Below are 19,653 nucleotides of genomic sequence, written 5' to 3'. Positions count from 1 at the left end.
CGGCCGGCCTTCGGATCCCGGCCTCAGTCGTTGGTGAGCAGCTCGTCGGCGTCCATGATCCGGTAGGCGTAGCCCTGTTCGGCCAGGAACCGCTGGCGGTGCGCGGCGAAGTCCTGGTCGATCGTGTCGCGCGCGACGACCGAGTAGAAGCGCGCCTCGTGGCCGTCGGCCTTCGGGCGCAGGACGCGGCCGAGGCGCTGCGCCTCCTCCTGGCGGGAGCCGAAGGTGCCGGACACCTGGATGGCGACCGTGGCCTCGGGCAGGTCGATGGAGAAGTTCGCGACCTTCGAGACGACCAGCACGCTGATCTCGCCCTCGCGGAAGGCGTTGAAGAGCTTCTCGCGCTGCGCGTTGGAAGTCTCGCCCTTGATGACGGGCGCGTCCAGGTGTTCGCCGAGCTCGTCGAGCTGGTCGATGTACTGCCCGATGACCAGCGTCTGCTCGCCCTGGTGCTTGCGTACCAGCGCCTCGGTGACCTTCCGCTTCGTCGCGGTCGTCGCGCAGAAGCGGTACTTCTCCTCGGTCTCGGCGGTGGCGTACGCGAGCCGCTCCGAGTCCGTGAGGTTGACCCGTACCTCGACGCAGTCCGCGGGGGCGATGTAGCCCTGCGCCTCGATCTCCTTCCACGGGGCGTCGAACCGCTTGGGCCCGATCAGCGAGAACACGTCGGACTCGCGCCCGTCCTCGCGGACCAGCGTCGCCGTCAGGCCGAGACGGCGGCGGGCCTGGAGGTCGGCGGTGAACTTGAAGACCGGCGCGGGCAGCAGGTGCACCTCGTCGTAGAGGATCAGGCCCCAGTCCCGGGAGTCGAAGAGCTCCAGGTGGGGGTAGACGCCCTTCCGCTTCGTCGTCAGGACCTGGTACGTGGCGATCGTGACGGGGCGGATCTCCTTGCGGGTGCCGGAGTACTCGCCGATCTCCTCCTCCGTCAGCGAGGTCCGCTTGATCAGCTCGTGCTTCCACTGGCGGGCCGAGACGGTGTTCGTGACCAGGATCAGCGTGGTCGCCTTGGCCATCGCCATGGCCCCGGCGCCGACCAGCGTCTTTCCGGCGCCGCAGGGCAGGACGACGACACCGGAGCCGCCGTGCCAGAAGCCCTCGACGGCCTGCTGCTGGTACGGGCGCAGCGCCCAGCCGTCCTCGACGAGGTCGATCTGGTGCGCCTCGCCGTCGACGTACCCGGCGAGGTCCTCGGCCGGCCAGCCCAGCTTGAGCAGGGTCTGCTTGATCTGCCCGCGCTCGGAGGGGTGCACGGCGACGGTGTCGGGGTCGAGCCGGGCCCCGACGAGCGGGGTGATCCGCTTGGACCGCAGGATCTCCTCCAGCACCGGCCGGTCGGTGCTGGTCAGGACCAGCCCGTGGACGGGGTGCTTGGTGAGCGTGAGGCGGCCGTAGCGGGCCATGGTCTCGGCGACGTCGACCAGCAGCGCGTGCGGCACGGGGTAGCGGGAGAACTCCACGAGCGCGTCGACGACCTGCTCGGCGTCGTGCCCGGCGGCCCGGGCGTTCCACAGCCCGAGCGGGGTGATCCGGTAGGTGTGGATGTGCTCGGGAGCACGCTCCAGCTCGGCGAAGGGGGCGATGGCCCGGCGCGCGGCTCCGGCGAGCTCGTGGTCGACCTCGAGAAGGAGCGTCTTGTCGCTCTGGACGATGAGAGGCCCGTTCACAGAGAGAGGTCCCTTCTGTCGGTGGCGGCCGCCCGGACGCGGACGGCCAAACCTCCAGTCTGCCGTATCGGCGGGGCGGCGGGGTGGTTCTGGGCCGGTCAGGACGTGGTGGAGGCCAGGACGGCCGGGGCGGCGGCCGGGGCGACGGCCCGGCGGGTGACCGGGCCCCGGCTGCCCGGGGGCAGGGCGGGCGGCAGTTCGGCCGCGCCCGGGAAGGCCCGGTGGGCGCCGGTGCGCAGGTCCTCGTCCTCCGGCTCGTGCAGCGCGGCCGGGCAGGCGTGCGGGTCCAGGCCGGGGCCAGGGCGGCGAAGGTCTCCAGCGGCGTCCGCGCCGGCCAGGGGCGGCGGCCCGAATCCGGTGGGCACCGGCAAGGGCGCTGCGTAGGGTCGCCGCATGACTGATGATCAGCAGGGTTTCGTACCGGACCGGTTCGAGGTGCCCGGCGGGCTGGACGGGGACGGCTTCCGGCTGGAGCCGCTGGGGGCGGAGCACAACGAGCGGGACCTCGCCGCCTGGGGCGGCAGCATCGCGCACATCCGGGCCACGCCCGGGTTCGCGGGGCGGGGGTGGCCGCCGGTGGAGGGGATGAGCACCGAGGAGAACCTCGGGGATCTGGTGCGGCACGCGCGGGACTTCGCCGAGCGGCGCGGGTTCACGTACAGCGTGGTGGAGGGCGCGGACGAGGTCATCGGGTGCGTGTACGTGTATCCCGGCAAGGAGGACCCCGGCCGGGTGCAGGTCAGTTCCTGGGTACGGGCCGACCGGGCGCCGCTGGACAAGGTCCTGCACGAGACGGTTTCGCGCTGGCTCGCGGAGGTGTGGCCCTTCGACGCGGAGCGGGTGGACTACGCGTCCAGGTGAGCCGGGGCGCCGGGGCGCGGGGTGAGGGGCCGCGGGGGCGGGGGCGGCGGGCGGTGCGCGCCCGCCGAGTCCGCCTTCGCGCTCCGGCGAACGGAGCAACGGGCACTGGGACGCGGCTCGCCGCCCTGTGGGCGGACCGCGGAGCCGGCGCGGACCGTCCCGCCACGTTGTACGCGGCGGCCCTGACCTTCGCCGCCTGGGGGCAGCCGCTGTTCGGCGCCGTGTCGCGCCGGACCTACCGGGCGGCGGCCCCGACGGACGCCGGCACGCGGCACATCTCCGACATCTCGGTGACCGACTCCGGCCGGCCCGGCGGCTACGCCCCGAGGTGCGGCAGCGGACCCGCCGGATAGGGGGTTTCGGCCGGGAGCAGGGCCCGCGCCGCGTCGTCGTCCCCGGACCGGACCAGGCCGTGGATCTCCCGGGCCAGCGGGGTCACATCGCGGACGGAGACCGTCCACTCGTCGGCGTACGCCCGCGAGAAGGGCCCCGACAGGCCCAGTTGGAGCGAGCGGTACGGCAGCGGGTTCAGGTGCAGGTCGCGCTCCGGGTCCCACTGGACGCGGGCCGGGGCGCAGCGCAGGGCCTGCTGCCAGGACGCGCGGTCGGGGTGCACGCCCGGGACGTAGTGGGACAGGCACGCGTCCCGCAGCGCCCGGTCGAAGCCGGCACGGGTGATCTCGACGGCCAGGACGGTCTCCTGGTCGGTCTTCGTGGCCCATCCGCAGCGGTACATCATCCACAGGAACGACGGCTTGATCCACGTCATCCGCTCCCGCTTCCACGCGGGCGGGAAGCGGCCGTCCCGGGCGGCGGGCAGGCCGAGCGAGGGCGCGTACGCCTGGTAGACCGTGACGGTACCGGCGGTGTGGGACGCGCGGATCCGGCGGGCGGCGGGCGCGGGCGGGGTTTCGGGCGGGGTTTCGGGCATGACCCCAGGGTGCGTGGCCGCGCACCCTGCCGGCCAGCGGATTTCTCCCGTACGAAAGAGACGGCCTAGACCTGGTCCTCCGCCAGTTCCGCGACTCCCGTGATGCGGTGCAGCGCGAACGTCCGCACCTCGTCCGCCGTGTGGTCGTACCCGGTGACGAAGCCGCCCTCCACCCGTACCGGCGCGATGACCCGCTGGCTCGCCGCGCCCTCCGCGTTGACGTACCCGATCCACACCGCCGACCCGGTCAGCGCGGCCGCCTGCATCGTCGCCAGGGTCTCCGCCGCGCTCGTGCGCGGCAGTTCGCCCGGGCCCCCGGCGGAGGGGGCGGGCTCCTTGCGGACGGCCGTCGACGCCAGGTCGCCCGCGCGGATCGCCCGTACGGCAGCCCCCAGCAGCGTCGCGTCCGGCACCGGCGGGCCGTCCGGCACCGGCGTCGGCGCCGAGCGCGCCGGGGTGCGGTGCGCGTCGGACCGGGCCACCACCACGTCGCCCGTACGGGATTCCGCGGCCGGGGCGTAGCCCATCGCCCGCAGCCCGTCGAGCAGCACGGTCGGGTCGGCCTGCGCCGCGAGCACGGTCGGGGCGAGCCTGCGCAGGCCCAGGCCGGCGGAGCGCTTGTCGGCCAGGATCTCGTTCAGCATGCCGTCGTCGTCGCAGCGCACGTACGAGGAAGCCGCGCCCACCCGCAGGTGTCCGTGCCGCCGGGCCACGTCGTCGATCAGGTACGCGAGCGGCTGCGGCACCGGGGTCCGGCTGTGCTCGGCGAGGAAGGCGTGCAGGTCGACGGCGGTGTGTCCGGCGTCCAGTGCCCGGCGCACCGACCCGGGTGTGAAGCGGTACACCGTCGCCCCGCCCTTGGACTCCACGTCGGCCAGCGTGGCCAGCACCTCGGCCAGGGGCCGCCGCAGCGGGCCGGGGGCCACGGCCGTCAGGTCTGCCTGGAGCAGGACGTGGTCCACCGGCTCGGGGAGCAGCGGTGCGAGCAGCGGCGCCGGGTCGCGGTGTTCCAGCAGGGCGCGGCCGTGCGCGGCGAGGGCGCCGCGGCCGGTGACGCCGAGCACCTCGGCCTCGGTCAGGGTCCAGTGCGCGAGGCGGGCGCGCAGATCGCTCGTGCCGCGTACCGGCCGCTCCCAGGCGAGCCGGCCCAGGAGGGTGCGCTCGTCGGCCGAGCCGCCTTCGGGCAGGTCGGCGAGGAGGTCCAGGACCCGGCGGCGCACCTCCGGGGCGGCGGAGCGGTCGAGGTCCGGGCCGAGCGTCGACAGGGTGCGGCCCTTGCCGTCCTGTTCGCCGACGAGGCCGGACGTGCGGGTGGCGGGCAGCCAGGCCCGCGCCAGCGCCGACCAGCGCTCGGCGGGCGGGAGTTCGCACCAGTCGTCGAAGGCGGGGGTGGGCGCGTACCGCTCGTCGGCCTCCCCGTCGCTGGCCAGCAGCCCCGCCGCGTAGGCGAGTTCGATCCAGAACGCCGCCGACGGCTCGGTGGTGTCCAGCGTCGCCGCCGTCCGCTTGAGGTCCCGTACGGACAGTCCGCCCGCCCGGAGCACGGCCGGACCGGCGTGCTCCCAGGACTTCACCAGCTCCTCCACCGTCGACAGCGCGGCCAGCGCCTGGCCCGCCGCGTTCGCGTCCACAAGCTGTGGACGGTGCTCGCGGTGCGCGGGCACCGCCGGGGCCACCGGCTCCGTCACCCGGTGCGCGAGCCCGCCGCGCAGGTACAGCGCCACCTCGCGGGGCAGTACGACGGTCCGCGCCGAGGCGGGCAGCAGCAGACCCCGGTCGCGCAGCCAGCGCACCGGCGGCGTCGGGTTCGGGGTGACCTCCCCGTACGGCGGCCCCCACACGAGCCGGCCCAGCACCTGGTGCGCCTCCGCCGGAGCCTCGTCCAGCAGCGCCGACATCCGCTCCGGGTCGGTGAACAGCCCGGTGAGCGCGGCCACCGCCGACACGGGGTCGTGGGTCGCGGGCAGCCCGGCGGCGGCCACGATCTCCTGCACCCGCGTCGGGGACATCCCGGCGGTGGCCTCCGCCACGGTCGGGCCCAGCCCGGTCGGGGACGGCCGGCCCGCGGACGGCGCGAGCAGCTCCCGGGCGGTGCGCACCAGCCGCAGCCGCTCGTCGTCGCCCCACACCAGGGCCTGGTCGCGCAGGGTCCCCAGGGCCCGGGGGAGGGCGGCGCGGGCCCCGTTGTCCTCGGCGGAGGTGGTGCCGGTGTCGCCGGTCAGCAGCGCTTCCAGCACCGGGTACGGGCAGGGGTCCGGGGCCACCGCGAGGGCCTCGGCCGTCTGGAGGGCGAACCGGTCCAGGCGGTCCAGGGCGCGCACCACGGAGGCCCGGGTGCCGGCGCGGGTGGCCAGCTGGGTCACGTCGCCCGGTACCGGGTTGAGCAGGTCGGGGCGGGCGTGCAGCAGCGCGGCCAGCGCCACGTCGTCGCGGGCGCGCAGCGCCTCGGCGAGGGAGCGCGGGGCGCCTCCCGCAGTTCCCGCGGCGTTGCTCGGCTCGGGCACTGTCGCCTCCTGGTCACGTCGGCCGGTCCGTCAGCCGGTCCACATCCGCTCAACGGTATCCGCTGTGCCCGCAGCAGCTCCACGGGCGCACGCGCTACCTTCGGGACAAGCGGGACGGGAGGAGCCGGGGCGTGGGGATCGAGAGCGACCAGCTGGTCTACGAATATCTGAGCCAGGTCGGGGACTTGGCGCAGCGGCGGCAGCTGTCCTCGGGGGACCGGATGCGGCTGGTGGCGGGTCTGCGGGACGAGATCGACCGTCGGCGCGCCAAGTACGACCCGGACACCCCGGCGGCGGTCCGGCGCATCCTGGAGCGGATCGGTACGCCGGAGGAGGTACTGGCCACCCTGGGCACCGCGACCGGGTCCGCGCCGGCCGCCGCGCCGCCGGTGGTGCCGGCCCCGGGCGTGCCCACCCAGCGCAGCGGCCTGCGCCGCAAGCCCGTACCGCCGCCGCGTCCGGCCGAGAACGTGCCGCCGCACCTGGCCGGCCTGGACGATCTGGGCGGCGGCGAGGGAGCCGAGCCCGACTGGTGGCGGCTCTCGCCGGGAGGGCCGGGCGGGTTCGGGGGGCCGCAGGTCGAGGGTTTCGCGGGCGGGATCGAGATCCCGGACCTGTTCGAGGACCCGGAGACCGAGGACCGGGAGGAGGAGGGGGCCGCCCCGGCGGCGCCGAAGACGCCGCCCGGTCCGCCGCGGTCCCGTACGCGGTCCCTCGTACGCTTCCTGCGCGAGCGGCGCGAGAAGCGCAAGGCGGCCGCGCCGGAGCCCGTGGCGGCCGCGCCCGCCGCCCGCCCCAAGCCGCACGCCTTCCTGCTGCTGGCCGCGCTCGTCCTCGTCATCGGCGCGGTCACCGGCTACTGGCTGCTGCTCGTGGTCGGCTGGCTGCTGCCGTACGCGTCCCGGGTGCTGGGGCCGACGGAGCGCAAGGCGGTGGTCTTCGGCCTGCCGGGCGCCGTCTTCGCGGCGGGCGTGGTGTGGCTGTGGGGCCGCAGCGACGGCCGCTGGGGGCAGGCGCTGGCGAGCGACCAGGTCGGCGGGGTGTTCCAGGGCATGTGGCCGTGGCTGGCCCGGGCGGCGGGCATCGCCTGCGCGCTGTACCTGGTGTGGCGGGCGCGCAGGCGCTGACCGGGGCCCGCGGCCACGGCCGGACGCACGACTGCGGGTGCCGGCTACGGCTACCGGCTACCGGCTACCGGCTCCCGCTCCCCGCTACCGCCCCCCCGCTACCGCCCCTCCCGCTCCCCGCTACGGCTGCGGCCGGGACGGGCGCGGAGCGGCGGGGATCACCAGCGGGGAGCCCGTTATCGGGTCCGGGATGACGAGGGAGTCGAGCCCGAACACCTCGCGGACCAGCTCGGCCGTGACGACCTCGGACGGCGGCCCCGACGCCACCACGCGGCCCGCCTTCATCGCCACCAGGTGGTCCGCGTACCGCGCGGCCTGGTTCAGGTCGTGGAGGACGGCGACCACCGTCCGCCCCCGGTCGTGGTTCAGCTGCCGCACCAGGTCCAGGACCTCCACCTGGTGCGCGATGTCCAGGAAGGTGGTGGGCTCGTCCAGCAGCAGCAGGTCGGTGTCCTGCGCCAGGGCCATCGCGATCCACACCCGCTGGCGCTGACCGCCCGACAGCGCGTCCACGGGCCGGTCCGCCAGGTCGGAGACCGACGTACGGGCCATCGCGTCGACGACCGCCCGCTCGTCCGCCTCCGACCACTGCTGCCACCAGTGCTGGTGCGGCTGCCGGCCCCGCGCCACCAGGTCCGCGACCGTGATGGCCTCCGGGGCCACCGGCGACTGCGGGAGCAGGCCGATGGTCCGGGCGATCTGCCGGGTGGGGAGCCGGGCGAGGGCCGTGCCGTCCAGCAGGACCGAGCCCGCGCGGGGGCGCAGCAGGCGGCCCAGGGCCCGCAGCGTGGTCGACTTGCCGCAGGCGTTCGGGCCGACGATCACCGTCACCCGGCCGTCCGGCACCTCCAGGTCCAGGTCCTCGACGACGACGCGGTCCTCGTACGCGAGGGTGAGTTCCCTCGCGGAAATCCGGCTCACGACGTGCCTCCAGTACGGCTGCGAACGATCAGCCAGATCAGGTACGGGGCTCCCACGGCGGCGGTCAGCACGCCCACCGGGAGCTCGGTCGGGGACAGCAGCCTGCGCGCCAGCAGGTCGCCCAGGACCACGATGACCGCGCCCGTCAGGGCCGAGCACAGCAGCGGGATCTGCGCGGTGCGCGTCATGCGGCGGGCGATCTGCGGTGCCAGCAGGGCGACGAAGTCCACCGGGCCGGCCGCGCCCGTGGCCACCGAGGCGAGGACGACGCCCAGCGCGACGAGCCCGAGCCGGACCCGCCCCAGCCGGACCCCGAGGGCGGTGGCGGTGTCGTCGTCGAGCGAGACCGTGCGCTGCGCCCGCGCCGCCCACAGCACCCCGGGCAGCAGCGCCAGCAGCACCCAGGACAGCGGGCCGGCGACGTCCCAGCCGCGCCCGTTGAGCGAGCCCGTCATCCAGATCTGCGCCTGCTGGGCCACCAGGTAGTCGCCCTTGGTCATCAGCAGCGTCGTCACCGAGCGCAGCGCGACGGCGAACCCGATGCCGATGAGGACGAACCGGGCCGCGTTGAGCCCGCCGCGCCACGCGAAGACGTACACGAGGGCGGCGGCGGTCATCCCGCCCAGCACCGACAGGTACGGCAGCACCGCGTACGAGCTCACGCCGAAGGTCAGCGCCGCCACGGTGACGGCGCTCGCGCCCTGGCTGATGCCGATGATGTCGGGGGAGGCCAGCGGGTTGCGGGCCACGGTCTGGATCAGCGCGCCGGCCACCCCGAAGGCGAGGCCGACCAGCAGCCCGGCCGCCAGCCTCGGCAGCCGCAGCGTCCCGACGACGAACTCGTCCGGCGAGGGCCGCCCCAGCAGGACCTCGACCACCTCGCCCGGGGACACGAAGGACTCGCCCACCGCCAGGTAGGCCACGCACACGGCGGCCGTCACGGCGGCGAGGGCCACCGCGACGAGGGCGGCGCGGCGGTGCAGCAGGAAGGATCCCCGGCCGGTCCGGACCAGCGCGTACCCGGCGGGCACCACGGCGGCGGCGCTCACGCGGCCACCGGCTTGCGCCGTACCAGCGCGACCAGGAACGGCACCCCGATCAGCGCCGTCATCACCCCGGCCGGGACCTCGCCCGGCGCCGCCACCACCCGGCCGATCACATCCGCGACGAGCAGCATCACCGGCCCGATGAGGGCGGCCACGGGCATCACCCAGCGGTGGTCGCTGCCGACCGCGGCCCGCGCGATGTGCGGAACGGCGAGCCCGATGAAGGCGATCGGCCCGGCCGCCGCGACCCCGGCGCCGGTCAGGACGGCGGCTCCGAGGCCGCCGACGACGCGTACGGCGCCGACGCTGCGGCCGAGCCCCTTCGCCACGTCCTCGCCCAGCGCGAGCGCGTCCAGGCCCCGCGCCACGGACACCACCAGCACCGCGCCGACCAGCAGGAACGGCCAGATCTGGTGGACGACCTCGAAGTCCCGGCCGGCCACCGAGCCGACCTGCCAGAAGCGGAACTCGTCCAGCGTCGAGGCTTTCGTCGTGAGCACGCCCGTGGTGACCGACACCAGCAGGGCGTTGATCGCGGCCCCGCCCAGCGCCAGCTTCACGGGCGTCGCGCCGCCGCGCCCGCCGGACGCCACCGCGTAGACGGCGACCGCCGCGACGGCGGCCCCGGCGAAGGCGAACCACACGTACCCGCTCAGCGTGTGCACCCCCGCGAAGGCGATGGCGCAGACGACGGCGACCCCGGCTCCCTGGCTGATGCCGAGGATGCCGGGGTCGGCGATCGGGTTGCGGGTGATGCCCTGGAGCGCGGTCCCGGCGAGGGCCAGGGCCGCGCCCACCATCAGGGCGATGAGGGTGCGCGGGACGCGCAGCGTGCGGACGACCTCGGCGTCGGCGCCGGTCGCGCCGCGCAGCAGGGCGGCGAAGACCTCGCCGGGGGGTATGGAACGGGCGCCGACGGCCAGGCTCAGGAGCACCGCGCACAGCAGCGCGGCGGCGCCGGCGGCGGTCCACGCGATACGACGGGTCGTCAGAGCGCGTCTGGCGGGGGCCGCGGGGGCCGGCGTCGGCGTGACGAGGACTGACATGTCACCAAATTTCACTGTCTGGTAAGGCAACGCCAAGGCTACGGTCCCGTCCGTTCGCCCCTTCTCGGCACAATGGCCGTATGAGCTCCGAGACGACGTCCGCCCCGCCCGCCGCCCCCCTCCTGACGGTCGGCTTCGACCTCGACATGACCCTCATCGATTCGCGCCCCGGTATCAAGGCCGCCTACCAGGCCCTTTCGGCCGAAACGGGGACCTTCATCGATGCCGACGAGGCGGTGACGCGGCTCGGGCCGCCGCTGGACGAGGAGCTCGCGTACTGGTTCCCCGAGGCGCAGATCCCGGCGATGGCCGACCGCTACCGGGAGATCTATCCCACACACGCCATCGCGCCCACCCCGGCGATGCCCGGCGCCCGCGAGGCGATCGAGGCCGTCCAGGCCTTCGGCGGCCGGGCGATCGTGGTCACCGCGAAGCACGAGCCCAACGCCGTCCTGCACCTGAAGCACCTCGGCATCGAGCCGGACGCGGTCGTCGGCTGGCTGTGGGCGGAGGCCAAGGCGGGCGCCCTGCGCGAGTACGGGGCGCAGGTCTACGTCGGCGACCACGTCGGCGACGTACGCGGGGCCCGCGCCGCCGGCGCGGTGTCCGTGACGGTGCCGACCGGGCCGTGCCCGGAGCCGGAACTGCGCGCGGCGGGCGCGGACGTGGTGCTGCCGGACCTCACCGCGCTGCCGGCGTGGCTCGCGGAGTACGTCCGCACGCGCGAGGTCTGAGCGCCGTACGGCCGGGGGCCCCGCAGGTCCGAGACCCGTACGGACGGTCTTCCTCAGGCGGCCTGGGACGCCCGGGCCGCCTTGCGCTGCGCCGCGGCCGAGCGGAGCACGCCCGCCGCCGAGATCGCGAAGCCGACGCCCATCAGCATGCACACGGCCCACGCGTACGAGGGGAACGGGTCGGTGCCGAGGAAGAGCGGGGCCATCGTGGCGAGCGTGGCGACGGCGCCGACGATGAACACGATGCCGCCGGCCTTGACCAGTCCGTCGCCGGGCCGGGCCGCGTCGTCGGGATGAGGAGTAACAGTCACTTCACCAGGGTAGTTCCCTGGCCGAAGCAGCAGAGCGGAAGGACCGGGGAACGTCTTGTCTCCGGATTCTGGAGCATTAGCCTGGAGGTGGCGGGTCAGGGGACCCGCTGCGCTGCTATCCGGGGCCGTTCACGCGGCGTTCCGGACCCGACGAGTACAAGGACAGAGGACGGACGTGCCTACCGGCAAGGTCAAGTGGTTCAACAGTGAGAAGGGCTTCGGCTTCCTCTCCCGCGACGACGGCGGCGACGTCTTCGTCCACTCGTCGGTGCTGCCTGCCGGGGTGGACGCCCTCAAGCCGGGCCAGCGGGTCGAGTTCGGAGTCGTCGCGGGCCAGCGCGGTGACCAGGCACTTTCGGTGACGGTGCTGGATCCGGCGCCCTCCGTCGCGGCCGCTCAGCGCCGCAAGCCGGACGAGCTCGCCTCGATCGTGCAGGACCTGACGACCCTGCTGGAGAACATCACCCCGATGCTGGAGCGCGGCCGCTACCCCGACAAGGTGCACGGCACGAAGATCGCCGGCCTGCTGCGCGCGGTCGCCGACCAGCTCGACGTCTGACCTCCCGCGGTCCGCGAACGGCTGCGCCCCGCCACTCGAAAGAGCGGCGGGGCGCAGCCGTTCGCGGCTACGGAAACGCGAGCGCGTCCGGCCCGATGGCCGGAACCAGACCCTCCGCCGCGGCCCTGGTCAGCAGCCCGCGGACCGCCGCGTACCCGGCGTCGCCGAGGTCGGCGGTGAACTCGTTGACGTACAGCCCGATGTGCTGGTCGGCGACCTGCGGATCCAGCTCCTGCGCGTGCGCGCGTACGTACGGCCGCGAGGCCTCCGGGTCGTCCCACGCCATCCGCACCGAGGTACGGGCCGCCTCGGCCAGCGCGTGCAGCGCGTCAGCGCCCAGCGAGCGCTTGGCGATGATGGCGCCGAGCGGGATCGGCAGGCCGGTGGTCGATTCCCAGTGCTCGCCCATGTCGGCCAGCCGGTGCAGGCCGTAGTCCTGATAGGTGAACCGGGCCTCGTGGATGACCAGTCCGGCGTCCACCCGCCCGTCGCGGACCGCGGGCATGATCTCGTGGAACGGCATCACGACCACCTTGCCGACGCCCTCGGGCAGCACGTCCGCCGCCCAGAGCCGGAACAGCAGGTAGGCGGTGGACCGTTCGCTCGGCACGGCGACGGTCTTGCCCGCCAGGTCCGCGCCGGGCTCACGGGTCAGCACCAGCGGCCCGCAGCCGCGCCCGAGGGCCCCGCCGCAGGGCAGCAGCGCGTACTCCTCCAGCACCCAGGGCAGGACGGCGTACGACACCTTCAGCACGTCGAGCTCACCGCGCTCGGCCATGCCGTTGGTGAGGTCGATGTCGGCGAAGGTGACGTCCAGCACGGGCGCGCCGGGGATCCGGCCGTGCGCCCAGGCGTCGAAGACGAAGGTGTCGTTCGGGCACGGCGAATAGGCGATGCGGACCGGCGTCGCCACCTTCGCCGGCTCAGCGGTGCTGCTCATGCTGTCCTCCCCATTGGACGAGTACGGGTCCCAGCGCGCGGAAGCCGTCGCGCAGCGCCGTCAGCGCGTCCCCGATCCGCCAGGCGGCGCGGTCACGGGGCCCGACGGCATTGGAGACGGCGCGGATCTCCAGCACCGGCAGCCCGTGCGCCACGGCGGCCTCCGCGACCCCGAAGCCCTCCATGGCCTCGGCCCCGGCGAGCGGATGCCGGGCGGCGAGCTCGGCGGCCCGGGCGGCGGTGCCGGTGACGGTGGAGACGGTGAGTACGGGCGCGAGCAGCGCCCCGGTCGCCTCCGCGACCCGGGCGGCGAGCTCGGCGGGCGGCAGGTGCACGCCGCGGCCGAAGCCGAGCGCGTCGACGGAGACGAACCCCTCCGCGGTGTCGGCCCCCAGATCGGCGGCGACCAGCGCGTCGGCGACCACGAGGGAGCCGAGCGGGGCGGCGGGCGCGAACCCGCCGCCGATGCCGGCGGAGATGACGAGCGAGTAGTCGGCCAGCGCGAGCGCGGTGGCCGTGGCCGCCGCGGCGGCGGCCGGCCCGACGCCGCCGACGAGCACGTCGGCGGCGAGGCCGGGCAGGTCCCGGCGGGAGATGAGGTACCCGCCGGGCAGGGTGCGCGGGTCCGGTGTGGCCGGGTCCGGATGAGGGGTGAGACCGGTGGCCACGGAGTCGGCCTCCGCGGCCACGGCGGTCACGATGAGCGCGCGCACGGTACGGGTGCTACTTGAGCTTGATCTTGAAGACCCAGACGGAGAGCGGCTTGCCGTCCTCGGCCACCTGGACGAAGCCCAGCATCTTCGAGGCCGGGGCCTCGCCCTGGCCGCCGGTCGCGAAGACGTCGGCGCCCTGGAAGCTGCGGTAGGTGTTCGACGAGGGCTCGGTGATGGGCTGCCCGTCCAGGACGGCCTGCCACTTCTTGCCGTCCTCGACGACCTCGGGCTCGACGCCCAGGCGCAGCGTGTCGCCCCGGCCGTACTCGACGGTCTTGGCGTCCTTCACGTTGGTGAGGCACTCCTGGACCCGGTCCATGGAGAGTTCCTTGCCGTCGCCGTCGTGGCACGCGGCCTCGGCGGACACCGTCGAGGTGCCGACGGTCACCGTCGCGAGCGGCGTCGGCTTGTCGCAGGCGGACAGGAGGAGGAGGCCGGCGGACACGGCTCCGAGGGCCGCGACGCTGCGGCGGGCCCTACCCGAGAAAAGCGGTGCGGTCATGAGCCGAAGGCTATCGGGCCCCTCGGCTCCGCCGCCGCACGGGGGTCCTCCGCCGCGTGGCTCGCCCGGGCTATGCCACCCGGGGGCGCGAGGAACGGTGGTGGGGGCGGGGGGTGGCAAGGAGGCCGCGGTAGGCCATCAGCGTGCCCGTGGCGACGATGGCCGCCGCGACGGCCATGCCCAGCACCCCGTTCAGCGGCAGCGCGATCCCGATCGCACCCCCCAGCACCCACGCCACCTGCAGCAGCGTCTCGGAGCGCGCGAACGCCGACGTCCGCACCGCCTCCGGCACGTCCCGCTGGATCATCGCGTCCAGCGACAGCTTCGCCAGCGCCTGGCAGAACCCCGCCGTCGCCCCCAGCACCGCCATGAACACCCCGCTGAAGAACACCGCCGCCAGGATCGCGACCCCGAGCGTGAGCGACAGCACCGCCGCGATGATGGTCTCCGGCGCCCTGGCCCGCAGCCACGCGCCCACCGCCGTCCCGCACGCGTTGCCCACGCCCGCCGAGACGCCCACGATGCCCAGGGACACCGCCGCGCTCTGCCCGGCGAGCGGGTGCTCGCGCAGCAGGAACGCCAGGAAGAAGATCAGGAACCCGGACAGCCCGCGCATCGCCGCGTTCGCCAGCAGCCCGCACAGCACCGGCCGGCTCACCGTCCGCAGGCCCGGCTTGCGCGAGTGCGCCTCGTGCGTGGACAGCCGCGCCCGCCGCTCGCCCTTCGCCTCGTCCACCTTGTGCGGCAGCGAGAACGCCGCGAAGGTCCCCCAGATGAAGATCGCGCAGGCCCCGTACAGCGGCCACGGCGGCCCGATCGTGTGCAGGGCGGCCGCCACCGGGGCCGCCGCCCCCGTGGCGAGCAGGCCGGCCAGCGTGACCCGGGAGTTCGCCTTGACGAGGGAGAACTTCGGCGGCAGCAGCCGCGGGACCACGGCGCTGCGTACGACGCCGTACGCCTTCGACGCCACCAGGACGCCCAGCGCGGCCGGGTACAGCTCCAGGCCGCCGGTGGCCACCGCGCCCGACATCATCACCGCGAGCAGCGCCCGGGCCAGCATCGCCGCCGCCATCGCGGCCCGCCGGCCGTGCGGCATCCGGTCCAGCAGGGGGCCGATGACGGGGGCCAGCAGGGTGAAGGGGGCCATGGTGATCGCCAGGTACAGGGCCACCCGGCCGCGTGCCTCGTCCGTGGGCACGGAGAAGAACACCGTCGAGGCCAGCGCCACCGTGATCATCACATCGCCGGCGCCGTTGATGGCGTGCAGTTCGATGAGCCTGCCGAGGCCCGACTCGCCGGCCCCGTGCGCGTGCGTGGCCCGCCGGATCCCGCGCGCCGCACCGGTGAACGGGAGGTGAAGGGCACGCCCGACGGCCCGGCCGGCCCGCTTGGCCGGTCCCGAGCCGTCGTCGGACGACCGTGCGGGTGCCACGTGGCCATAGTGCCCCACTCGGCCCTCCCGGACCCCTCCCGGCGCGTTTCGGGCACCTGGCCGGTCCCGCGTTGTCCGCGAATCGGACCTTGCATGTGGGCCGAAGGCTTCGGAGGAGGTAGCGTGCGTAGCGCGCCACCGGCGGTTGCTCCTGGCCGCGCGCCTCTTCGTGATCCCGCAGAATGGATCGCAGGTAGGTGCGCCCTGGACCCGATCGGGCGCGGACGTCGACGCGGCCCTCTGGTCCGCTCCGCCCGCGCTACGTAGGGACAGCCGACGGGTCGTTGTGGACGACAGTACGGACGGCGCACTCGTGAGACGGCGTAGGAGAGAACGAGACCTGTGAGTGCTGCGACGACGCGAAGCCGTACCCCCGACCGCCTGTGCGCCGAGGCGGTAGACCTCGCCCGCGCGGCGGCCGAGGAAGCCGCCGCCCCCGGAGTGGTGGGCGAGCATGTCTCCGTCATCGCCGAGGGCGACCGGGTCGTCACGCACTTCTTCGAGTGCAAGGACCCCGGTTACCGAGGCTGGCGCTGGGCCGTCACCGTGACGCGCGCCTCCCGCGCGAAGAACGTCACCCTCGACGAGACGGTGCTGCTTCCGGGCGACGACGCCCTGCTGGCACCCGAGTGGGTGCCGTGGAGCGAGCGGCTGCGCCCCGGGGACATGGGCCCGGGCGACCTGCTGCCCACCGACGCCGAGGACCTGCGGCTGGAGCCGGGCTGGTCGGGCGAGGACGCCCCGCCGCCGAACTCGGTGGTGTCCACCGAGATGGCCGAACTGGTCGAGGCGGAGGACGCGGACGTCACCGACCGGGTCGTGGTGCCCGAGCGCGGCTCCATCGCCTCCGTCGCCGAGGAACTCGGCATGCGCCGGGCCCGCGTGCTGTCGCGGTACGGACTGCACAGCGCGGCCGACCGCTGGGACGAGGCCTTCGGCGCGAAGACCCCGATGGCGCAGGCGGCTCCCGCCAGCTGTGTCTCCTGCGGGTTCCTCGTCAAGATCGGCGGCTCGCTGGGCCAGGCGTTCGGCGTCTGCGCGAACGAGTTCAGCCCGGCCGACGGCCGGCTGGTCTCCCTGTCCTACGGCTGCGGAGGCCACTCCGAGGCCGCGGTCATGCCGAAGCCGCTGCGGCCCGCGCCGCCGGTGCTCGACTCGATGGCCACCGACGAGTTCGTCCTGCGCCCGTCCCCGGACACCGGCTCGGTCCCCACGACGGACCTCTCCCCGGCGGACCTCGGCCACTCCTGAGGCTCCTGGGGCCGGCCCGCGGGCGTGGGCCGTTCGGCCGGCCGGGTGAGCCCGGGCGCGGACGGGCGTACGTCGCGCCGTGCGTCCGCGAGCCCGACGTCCACGAGCCCGTACGTCCGCCCGGCACGGGGGCTACCCTCGGCCCATGGGGGACACGGACATGGTGGGGATGACCGGCCGGGTGACCGGAGCGGTCGGGCCGGGACTGGTGGGCGAGGTCATCGTGCGGATCCGGGGCGGGGCCGAGCACTTCCTGGCCCACCCGGCCCCCGGCACGGGCCGGCTGGCCGTCGGAACGGTGGTGACGGTGGTCGAGCACCTGCCCCCGCGCACGGTGTACGTGATGGCGCTGTACGACAACTGACCCCCCGTACGACCTGTGCGTATCAAGATGGCGACAAGAACGCGCAGGCGTCTTCACCCGGAACCCGCACAGGAGCACACTCGCCCTCGTCGGTGTCGAACGGCACCGCGATAAGGGGGCGTTGCCGATGTTCATCGGCGTCGTGGCGGGACTCGTTCTCGCCGCCACAGTGGTTCTGATCGGCCTGTTCAAGCTCATGTGGCGAGTGGCCGAACCGAACGAGGCACTTGTCATATCCGGCTCCGCGCACAAGACCGAGGGACTCGGCGAGGGCATGGGGTTCCGGATCGTCACCGGGCGCGGAACGCTCGTACTGCCCGGCGTCCAGGCGGTACGGAAACTGTCGCTGGACCTCAACGAGACCCAGCTGAACGTGGACTGCGTGACGCACCAGGGCATCCCGCTGCGCGTCAAGGGCGTGGTGATCTTCAAGATCGGCGACGACTTCGTGTCCATCGCCAACGCGGCGCGCCGCTTCCTGGACCAGCAGAAGATGATGCCCGAGCGGGTGCACATCGTCTTCGCCGGCCATCTGCGGTCCATCGTCGGCGGGCTGACGGTCGAGGACATGATCCGGGACCGGGAGAAGCTGACCGGGCAGACCCGGGCGGCCTGCGGTACGGAGATGGAGAAGCTCGGGCTGATCGTGGACTCGCTGCAGATCCACGAGATCGAGGACCCGACGGGCTACATCAAGAACCTGGCGATGCCGCACGCGGCCGCCGTACAGCGCGACGCGCGCATCGCGCAGGCCGACGCGAACCTGCGGGCCACCGAGGCCGAGCAGGCCGCCTTCGCCCGGATGTCGGAGGCGACCCGCGACAGCGAGATCCTCCAGGCCGGCTACCAGGCCGAACGGGACAAGGCGGCCGCGACCGCCCGGCAGGCCGGCCCCCTCTCGGAGGCGGCGGCCCGCCAGGAGGTCGTCGTCCAGGAGACCCGGGTCGCGGAGCTGGAGGCGAACCGGCGCGAGCAGCAGCTGCAGGCGGACGTACGCAAGCCCGCGGACGCGGCGGCCTACGAGACCCGGACCCGGGCCGAGGCGGAACGCGACGCGCGGATCTCGGCGGCGCAGGCCAAGGCGAAGGAGACGGAGCTGGCGGCGGCCGCAGAGGCGACGCGCGTGACGACGGCCGCCAAGGCCGAGGCCCAGGCCGTGGAGGCGCGCGGGCTCGCGGCCGCGACGGCCACCCGGGCGTCGGGCGAGGCGGAGGCCGCGGCGACCCAGGCCAGGGGCCTGGCGGCGGCGGAGTCGGCCCGGGCGAACGGTCTCGCGGCGGCGGAGGCCTCGAAGGCCAAGGGCCTCGCCGAGGCCGAGGCGATCAAGGCGCGGGCCGCCGCGCTGGCGGAGAACCAGGAGGCGGTGGTCGCGCAGCAGCTGGCCGAGACCTGGCCGGCGATCGTGCAGGCCGGGGCCGGGGCGTTCGGGAACGTGGAGCACATGGTCCTGCTGAACGGGGCCGAGGGGATGTCGGAGATGTTCGCGAAGGCCCTGACGATGGGCGGTACGGGCCTCGGCCTGGCCCGCCAGCTCCTGGCCTCGATGTCCCAGCAGCCCCCCGCCGCAACCGCCCCGGCCAACGGCCACTCGGCGTCGACGTCCCACCAGCAGGTGCAGGTCCCGATCCGCGAGGAGTGACGCGGCAGGCGGCGGGGGGTCCGGCGGGGGGCCGGCGGGCCCCCGCCGCCGTTGCGCGCCTACGCCGCCGGTCACGCCTTCGGCGTCCGGCGGCGGAAGAGGCGCCGGGCCGCCACCACCACGACCGTGGCGCCCGCCAGCACGAGGGCGCCCTTCGTGAAACTGCCCTCGTCCTCCTCCGAGGCACCGGCCGACGGCGATCCCGGCCGGGCCGGGGCCGGTGTACCGCCGGAGGGGGACGCGGCGCCCGGCCGTACCGGCACCTCCACGACCCGGCTCCCCGCGCCCTCCGCCCCGAACATCAGCGCCGACCCGTCCGCCGTGTACGTCACCGACTCCGCCTGCCCCTGCCACGGCGCGGCCACCGCCTCACCGGGGCCGTCGGGCCGCCCGTCCTTCCACGCCCAGGTCTTCGCGAAGAAGTACCCGCGCAGCGTCAGCGCCCCGCCGTCCGGCGAGAACGCCCCGTCCGTCACCCACGGCAGGTCCGCGACCCGGCGGAACACGTTCGGACCGCCCGGCGCCAGCCGCTCCGGCCCCTCGTACAGGCCGCCCTTGTCCTCGCTCTTGCTCGCGATGTACACCCGGCCCGTCACCGGATGCACCATCAGCGCCTCCGCGTTGCGGGGCCCGTCGGCGTACTTCACCGTGAACTGCTCGGCCTTGAGCGTCACATCGCCCAGTTCTTTCGGCTCCGGGAACCGGTAGATCCACACGTGGTCCCAGGTCCCGTCCCTGTTGTCCCCGATGTCACCGACGTACAGCTGCCCGTCCGGCCCCAGCGAGATCGCCTCGACGTCGCGCGGCTTCCCGATCCCGGTGAGCGTCACCCGCGCCACCGTCCTGCCCGTCGCGGAGTCGACGGCGTACACGTACGGCCCGTCGTCGCTGTCGTTGTGCGTCCAGTACACGCCGGGGTGGATCCGGCTCGCCGCCAGCCCGCTCGACTCCTTGATCCGCGGGTCGGAGATCGTGAACCCCGAGGGCGTGTCGGCGGCCAGGGCCGGGGCCCCCGGCAGCACGGCGAGGGCAACGGCGGCGGAGCAGGCGGTCAACGTCGGCAGCAGGCGCATCCCCCAAGCCTGCCAGCCCGTCCCGCGTGTCCG

General features: G+C 74.7%; 21 protein-coding genes. 8 read left to right on the top strand and 13 right to left on the bottom strand.

Translation table 11 applies throughout. The features are described 5' to 3' along the window. Positions 1 to 23: 23 nt before the first annotated feature. Positions 24 to 1,667 (bottom strand): DNA repair helicase XPB, encoded by a 1,644-nt coding sequence (locus tag ACZ4TG_RS29020; protein ID WP_468167926.1) that lies wholly within the window; start codon positions 1,665 to 1,667, stop codon positions 24 to 26. Between the two features lie 98 nt (positions 1,668 to 1,765). Beyond that, positions 1,766 to 2,038, bottom strand: coding sequence for a hypothetical protein (locus ACZ4TG_RS29015; RefSeq protein WP_468167924.1), 273 nt, complete (start codon positions 2,036 to 2,038; stop codon positions 1,766 to 1,768). A gap of 22 nt (positions 2,039 to 2,060) precedes the next feature. On the opposite strand from ACZ4TG_RS29015, the gene ACZ4TG_RS29010 reads away from it, so the two are divergent. Continuing rightward, complete coding sequence (locus ACZ4TG_RS29010) at positions 2,061 to 2,528, top strand: N-acetyltransferase (RefSeq protein WP_468167922.1); 468 nt, start codon at positions 2,061 to 2,063, stop codon at positions 2,526 to 2,528. Positions 2,529 to 2,581: 53 nt separating this feature from the next. Next, positions 2,582 to 2,881, top strand: a complete 300-nt coding sequence (locus tag ACZ4TG_RS29005; protein ID WP_468167920.1) for a hypothetical protein — start codon at positions 2,582 to 2,584, stop codon at positions 2,879 to 2,881. On the opposite strand, the gene ACZ4TG_RS29000 is transcribed toward ACZ4TG_RS29005, so the two are convergent. Beyond that, on the bottom strand, positions 2,845 to 3,459 hold the full coding sequence (locus tag ACZ4TG_RS29000) for a DUF4291 domain-containing protein (RefSeq protein ID WP_468167918.1): 615 nt from the start codon (positions 3,457 to 3,459) through the stop codon (positions 2,845 to 2,847). The genes ACZ4TG_RS29005 and ACZ4TG_RS29000 overlap by 37 nt on opposite strands. A gap of 65 nt (positions 3,460 to 3,524) precedes the next feature. Continuing rightward, positions 3,525 to 5,963, bottom strand: a complete 2,439-nt coding sequence (locus ACZ4TG_RS28995) for a helicase-associated domain-containing protein (RefSeq protein WP_468167916.1) — start codon at positions 5,961 to 5,963, stop codon at positions 3,525 to 3,527. 131 nt (positions 5,964 to 6,094) lie between these two features. On the opposite strand from ACZ4TG_RS28995, the gene ACZ4TG_RS28990 reads away from it, so the two are divergent. Next, a complete protein-coding gene (locus tag ACZ4TG_RS28990; protein ID WP_468167914.1) occupies positions 6,095 to 7,090 on the top strand; it encodes a hypothetical protein in 996 nt (331 codons plus the stop codon). 120 nt (positions 7,091 to 7,210) lie between these two features. Here ACZ4TG_RS28990 and ACZ4TG_RS28985 read toward each other — a convergent pair whose 3' ends face one another. The 3 genes from ACZ4TG_RS28985 to ACZ4TG_RS28975 are packed head-to-tail and all read right to left on the bottom strand — an operon-like array spanning position 7,211 to position 10,103. Continuing rightward, a complete protein-coding gene (locus tag ACZ4TG_RS28985; RefSeq protein WP_468167912.1) occupies positions 7,211 to 8,011 on the bottom strand; it encodes an ABC transporter ATP-binding protein in 801 nt (266 codons plus the stop codon). Then, a complete protein-coding gene (locus ACZ4TG_RS28980) occupies positions 8,008 to 9,060 on the bottom strand; it encodes a FecCD family ABC transporter permease (protein WP_468167910.1) in 1,053 nt (350 codons plus the stop codon). The genes ACZ4TG_RS28985 and ACZ4TG_RS28980 overlap by 4 nt, the downstream gene beginning before the upstream one ends. Continuing rightward, positions 9,057 to 10,103: a FecCD family ABC transporter permease gene (locus ACZ4TG_RS28975; protein WP_468167908.1), complete on the bottom strand. Its 1,047-nt coding sequence runs from the start codon at positions 10,101 to 10,103 to the stop codon at positions 9,057 to 9,059. Before ACZ4TG_RS28975 ends, ACZ4TG_RS28980 begins: the two co-directional genes overlap by 4 nt. An 80-nt stretch (positions 10,104 to 10,183) precedes the next feature. Between ACZ4TG_RS28975 and ACZ4TG_RS28970 the strand changes: the two genes are divergently transcribed. Beyond that, positions 10,184 to 10,837 (top strand): HAD family hydrolase, encoded by a 654-nt coding sequence (locus tag ACZ4TG_RS28970; protein WP_468167906.1) that lies wholly within the window; start codon positions 10,184 to 10,186, stop codon positions 10,835 to 10,837. Positions 10,838 to 10,890: 53 nt separating this feature from the next. Here the strand turns inward: ACZ4TG_RS28970 and ACZ4TG_RS28965 are convergent, their stop codons facing one another. After that, the gene (locus ACZ4TG_RS28965; RefSeq protein ID WP_468167904.1) at positions 10,891 to 11,148 is read right to left on the bottom strand and encodes a hypothetical protein; all 258 of its coding nucleotides are present in this window, start codon (positions 11,146 to 11,148) and stop codon (positions 10,891 to 10,893) included. Between the two features lie 175 nt (positions 11,149 to 11,323). On the opposite strand from ACZ4TG_RS28965, the gene ACZ4TG_RS28960 reads away from it, so the two are divergent. Beyond that, a complete protein-coding gene (locus ACZ4TG_RS28960) occupies positions 11,324 to 11,707 on the top strand; it encodes a cold-shock protein (RefSeq protein WP_030012939.1) in 384 nt (127 codons plus the stop codon). Positions 11,708 to 11,774: 67 nt separating this feature from the next. Here ACZ4TG_RS28960 and ACZ4TG_RS28955 read toward each other — a convergent pair whose 3' ends face one another. From ACZ4TG_RS28955 to ACZ4TG_RS28940, 4 genes are all read right to left on the bottom strand, one after another. After that, positions 11,775 to 12,647 carry a 1,4-dihydroxy-6-naphthoate synthase gene (locus ACZ4TG_RS28955; protein ID WP_468167902.1) on the bottom strand — a complete coding sequence of 291 codons (873 nt, stop codon included), beginning with the start codon at positions 12,645 to 12,647 and terminating at the stop codon, positions 11,775 to 11,777. Next, complete coding sequence (locus ACZ4TG_RS28950) at positions 12,631 to 13,359, bottom strand: futalosine hydrolase (RefSeq protein WP_468167900.1); 729 nt, start codon at positions 13,357 to 13,359, stop codon at positions 12,631 to 12,633. The genes ACZ4TG_RS28955 and ACZ4TG_RS28950 overlap by 17 nt, the downstream gene beginning before the upstream one ends. 10 nt (positions 13,360 to 13,369) lie before the next feature. After that, a complete protein-coding gene (locus tag ACZ4TG_RS28945) occupies positions 13,370 to 13,861 on the bottom strand; it encodes a DUF2771 domain-containing protein (RefSeq protein WP_468167898.1) in 492 nt (163 codons plus the stop codon). A 70-nt stretch (positions 13,862 to 13,931) separates the two neighbouring features. Continuing rightward, positions 13,932 to 15,311 carry an MFS transporter gene (locus ACZ4TG_RS28940; RefSeq protein ID WP_468167896.1) on the bottom strand — a complete coding sequence of 460 codons (1,380 nt, stop codon included), beginning with the start codon at positions 15,309 to 15,311 and terminating at the stop codon, positions 13,932 to 13,934. 324 nt (positions 15,312 to 15,635) lie between these two features. On the opposite strand from ACZ4TG_RS28940, the gene ACZ4TG_RS28935 reads away from it, so the two are divergent. The 3 genes from ACZ4TG_RS28935 to ACZ4TG_RS28925 all read left to right on the top strand — a co-directional run bounded on the left by ACZ4TG_RS28935 (position 15,636) and on the right by ACZ4TG_RS28925 (position 18,547). After that, positions 15,636 to 16,544, top strand: coding sequence for a DUF3027 domain-containing protein (locus tag ACZ4TG_RS28935; protein WP_468167894.1), 909 nt, complete (start codon positions 15,636 to 15,638; stop codon positions 16,542 to 16,544). Positions 16,545 to 16,689: 145 nt separating this feature from the next. Next, complete coding sequence (locus ACZ4TG_RS28930; RefSeq protein ID WP_468167892.1) at positions 16,690 to 16,908, top strand: hypothetical protein; 219 nt, start codon at positions 16,690 to 16,692, stop codon at positions 16,906 to 16,908. 121 nt (positions 16,909 to 17,029) lie between these two features. After that, positions 17,030 to 18,547 carry an SPFH domain-containing protein gene (locus tag ACZ4TG_RS28925; RefSeq protein WP_468167890.1) on the top strand — a complete coding sequence of 506 codons (1,518 nt, stop codon included), beginning with the start codon at positions 17,030 to 17,032 and terminating at the stop codon, positions 18,545 to 18,547. Between the two features lie 71 nt (positions 18,548 to 18,618). Here the strand turns inward: ACZ4TG_RS28925 and ACZ4TG_RS28920 are convergent, their stop codons facing one another. Next, positions 18,619 to 19,620 carry an SdiA-regulated/phytase-like domain-containing protein gene (locus ACZ4TG_RS28920; RefSeq protein ID WP_468167888.1) on the bottom strand — a complete coding sequence of 334 codons (1,002 nt, stop codon included), beginning with the start codon at positions 19,618 to 19,620 and terminating at the stop codon, positions 18,619 to 18,621. Positions 19,621 to 19,653 lie beyond the last annotated feature (33 nt).

This window comes from Streptomyces sp. NPDC028314, from assembly GCF_055565795.1.
This window is presented reverse-complemented; position numbering and strand designations above follow the sequence as displayed.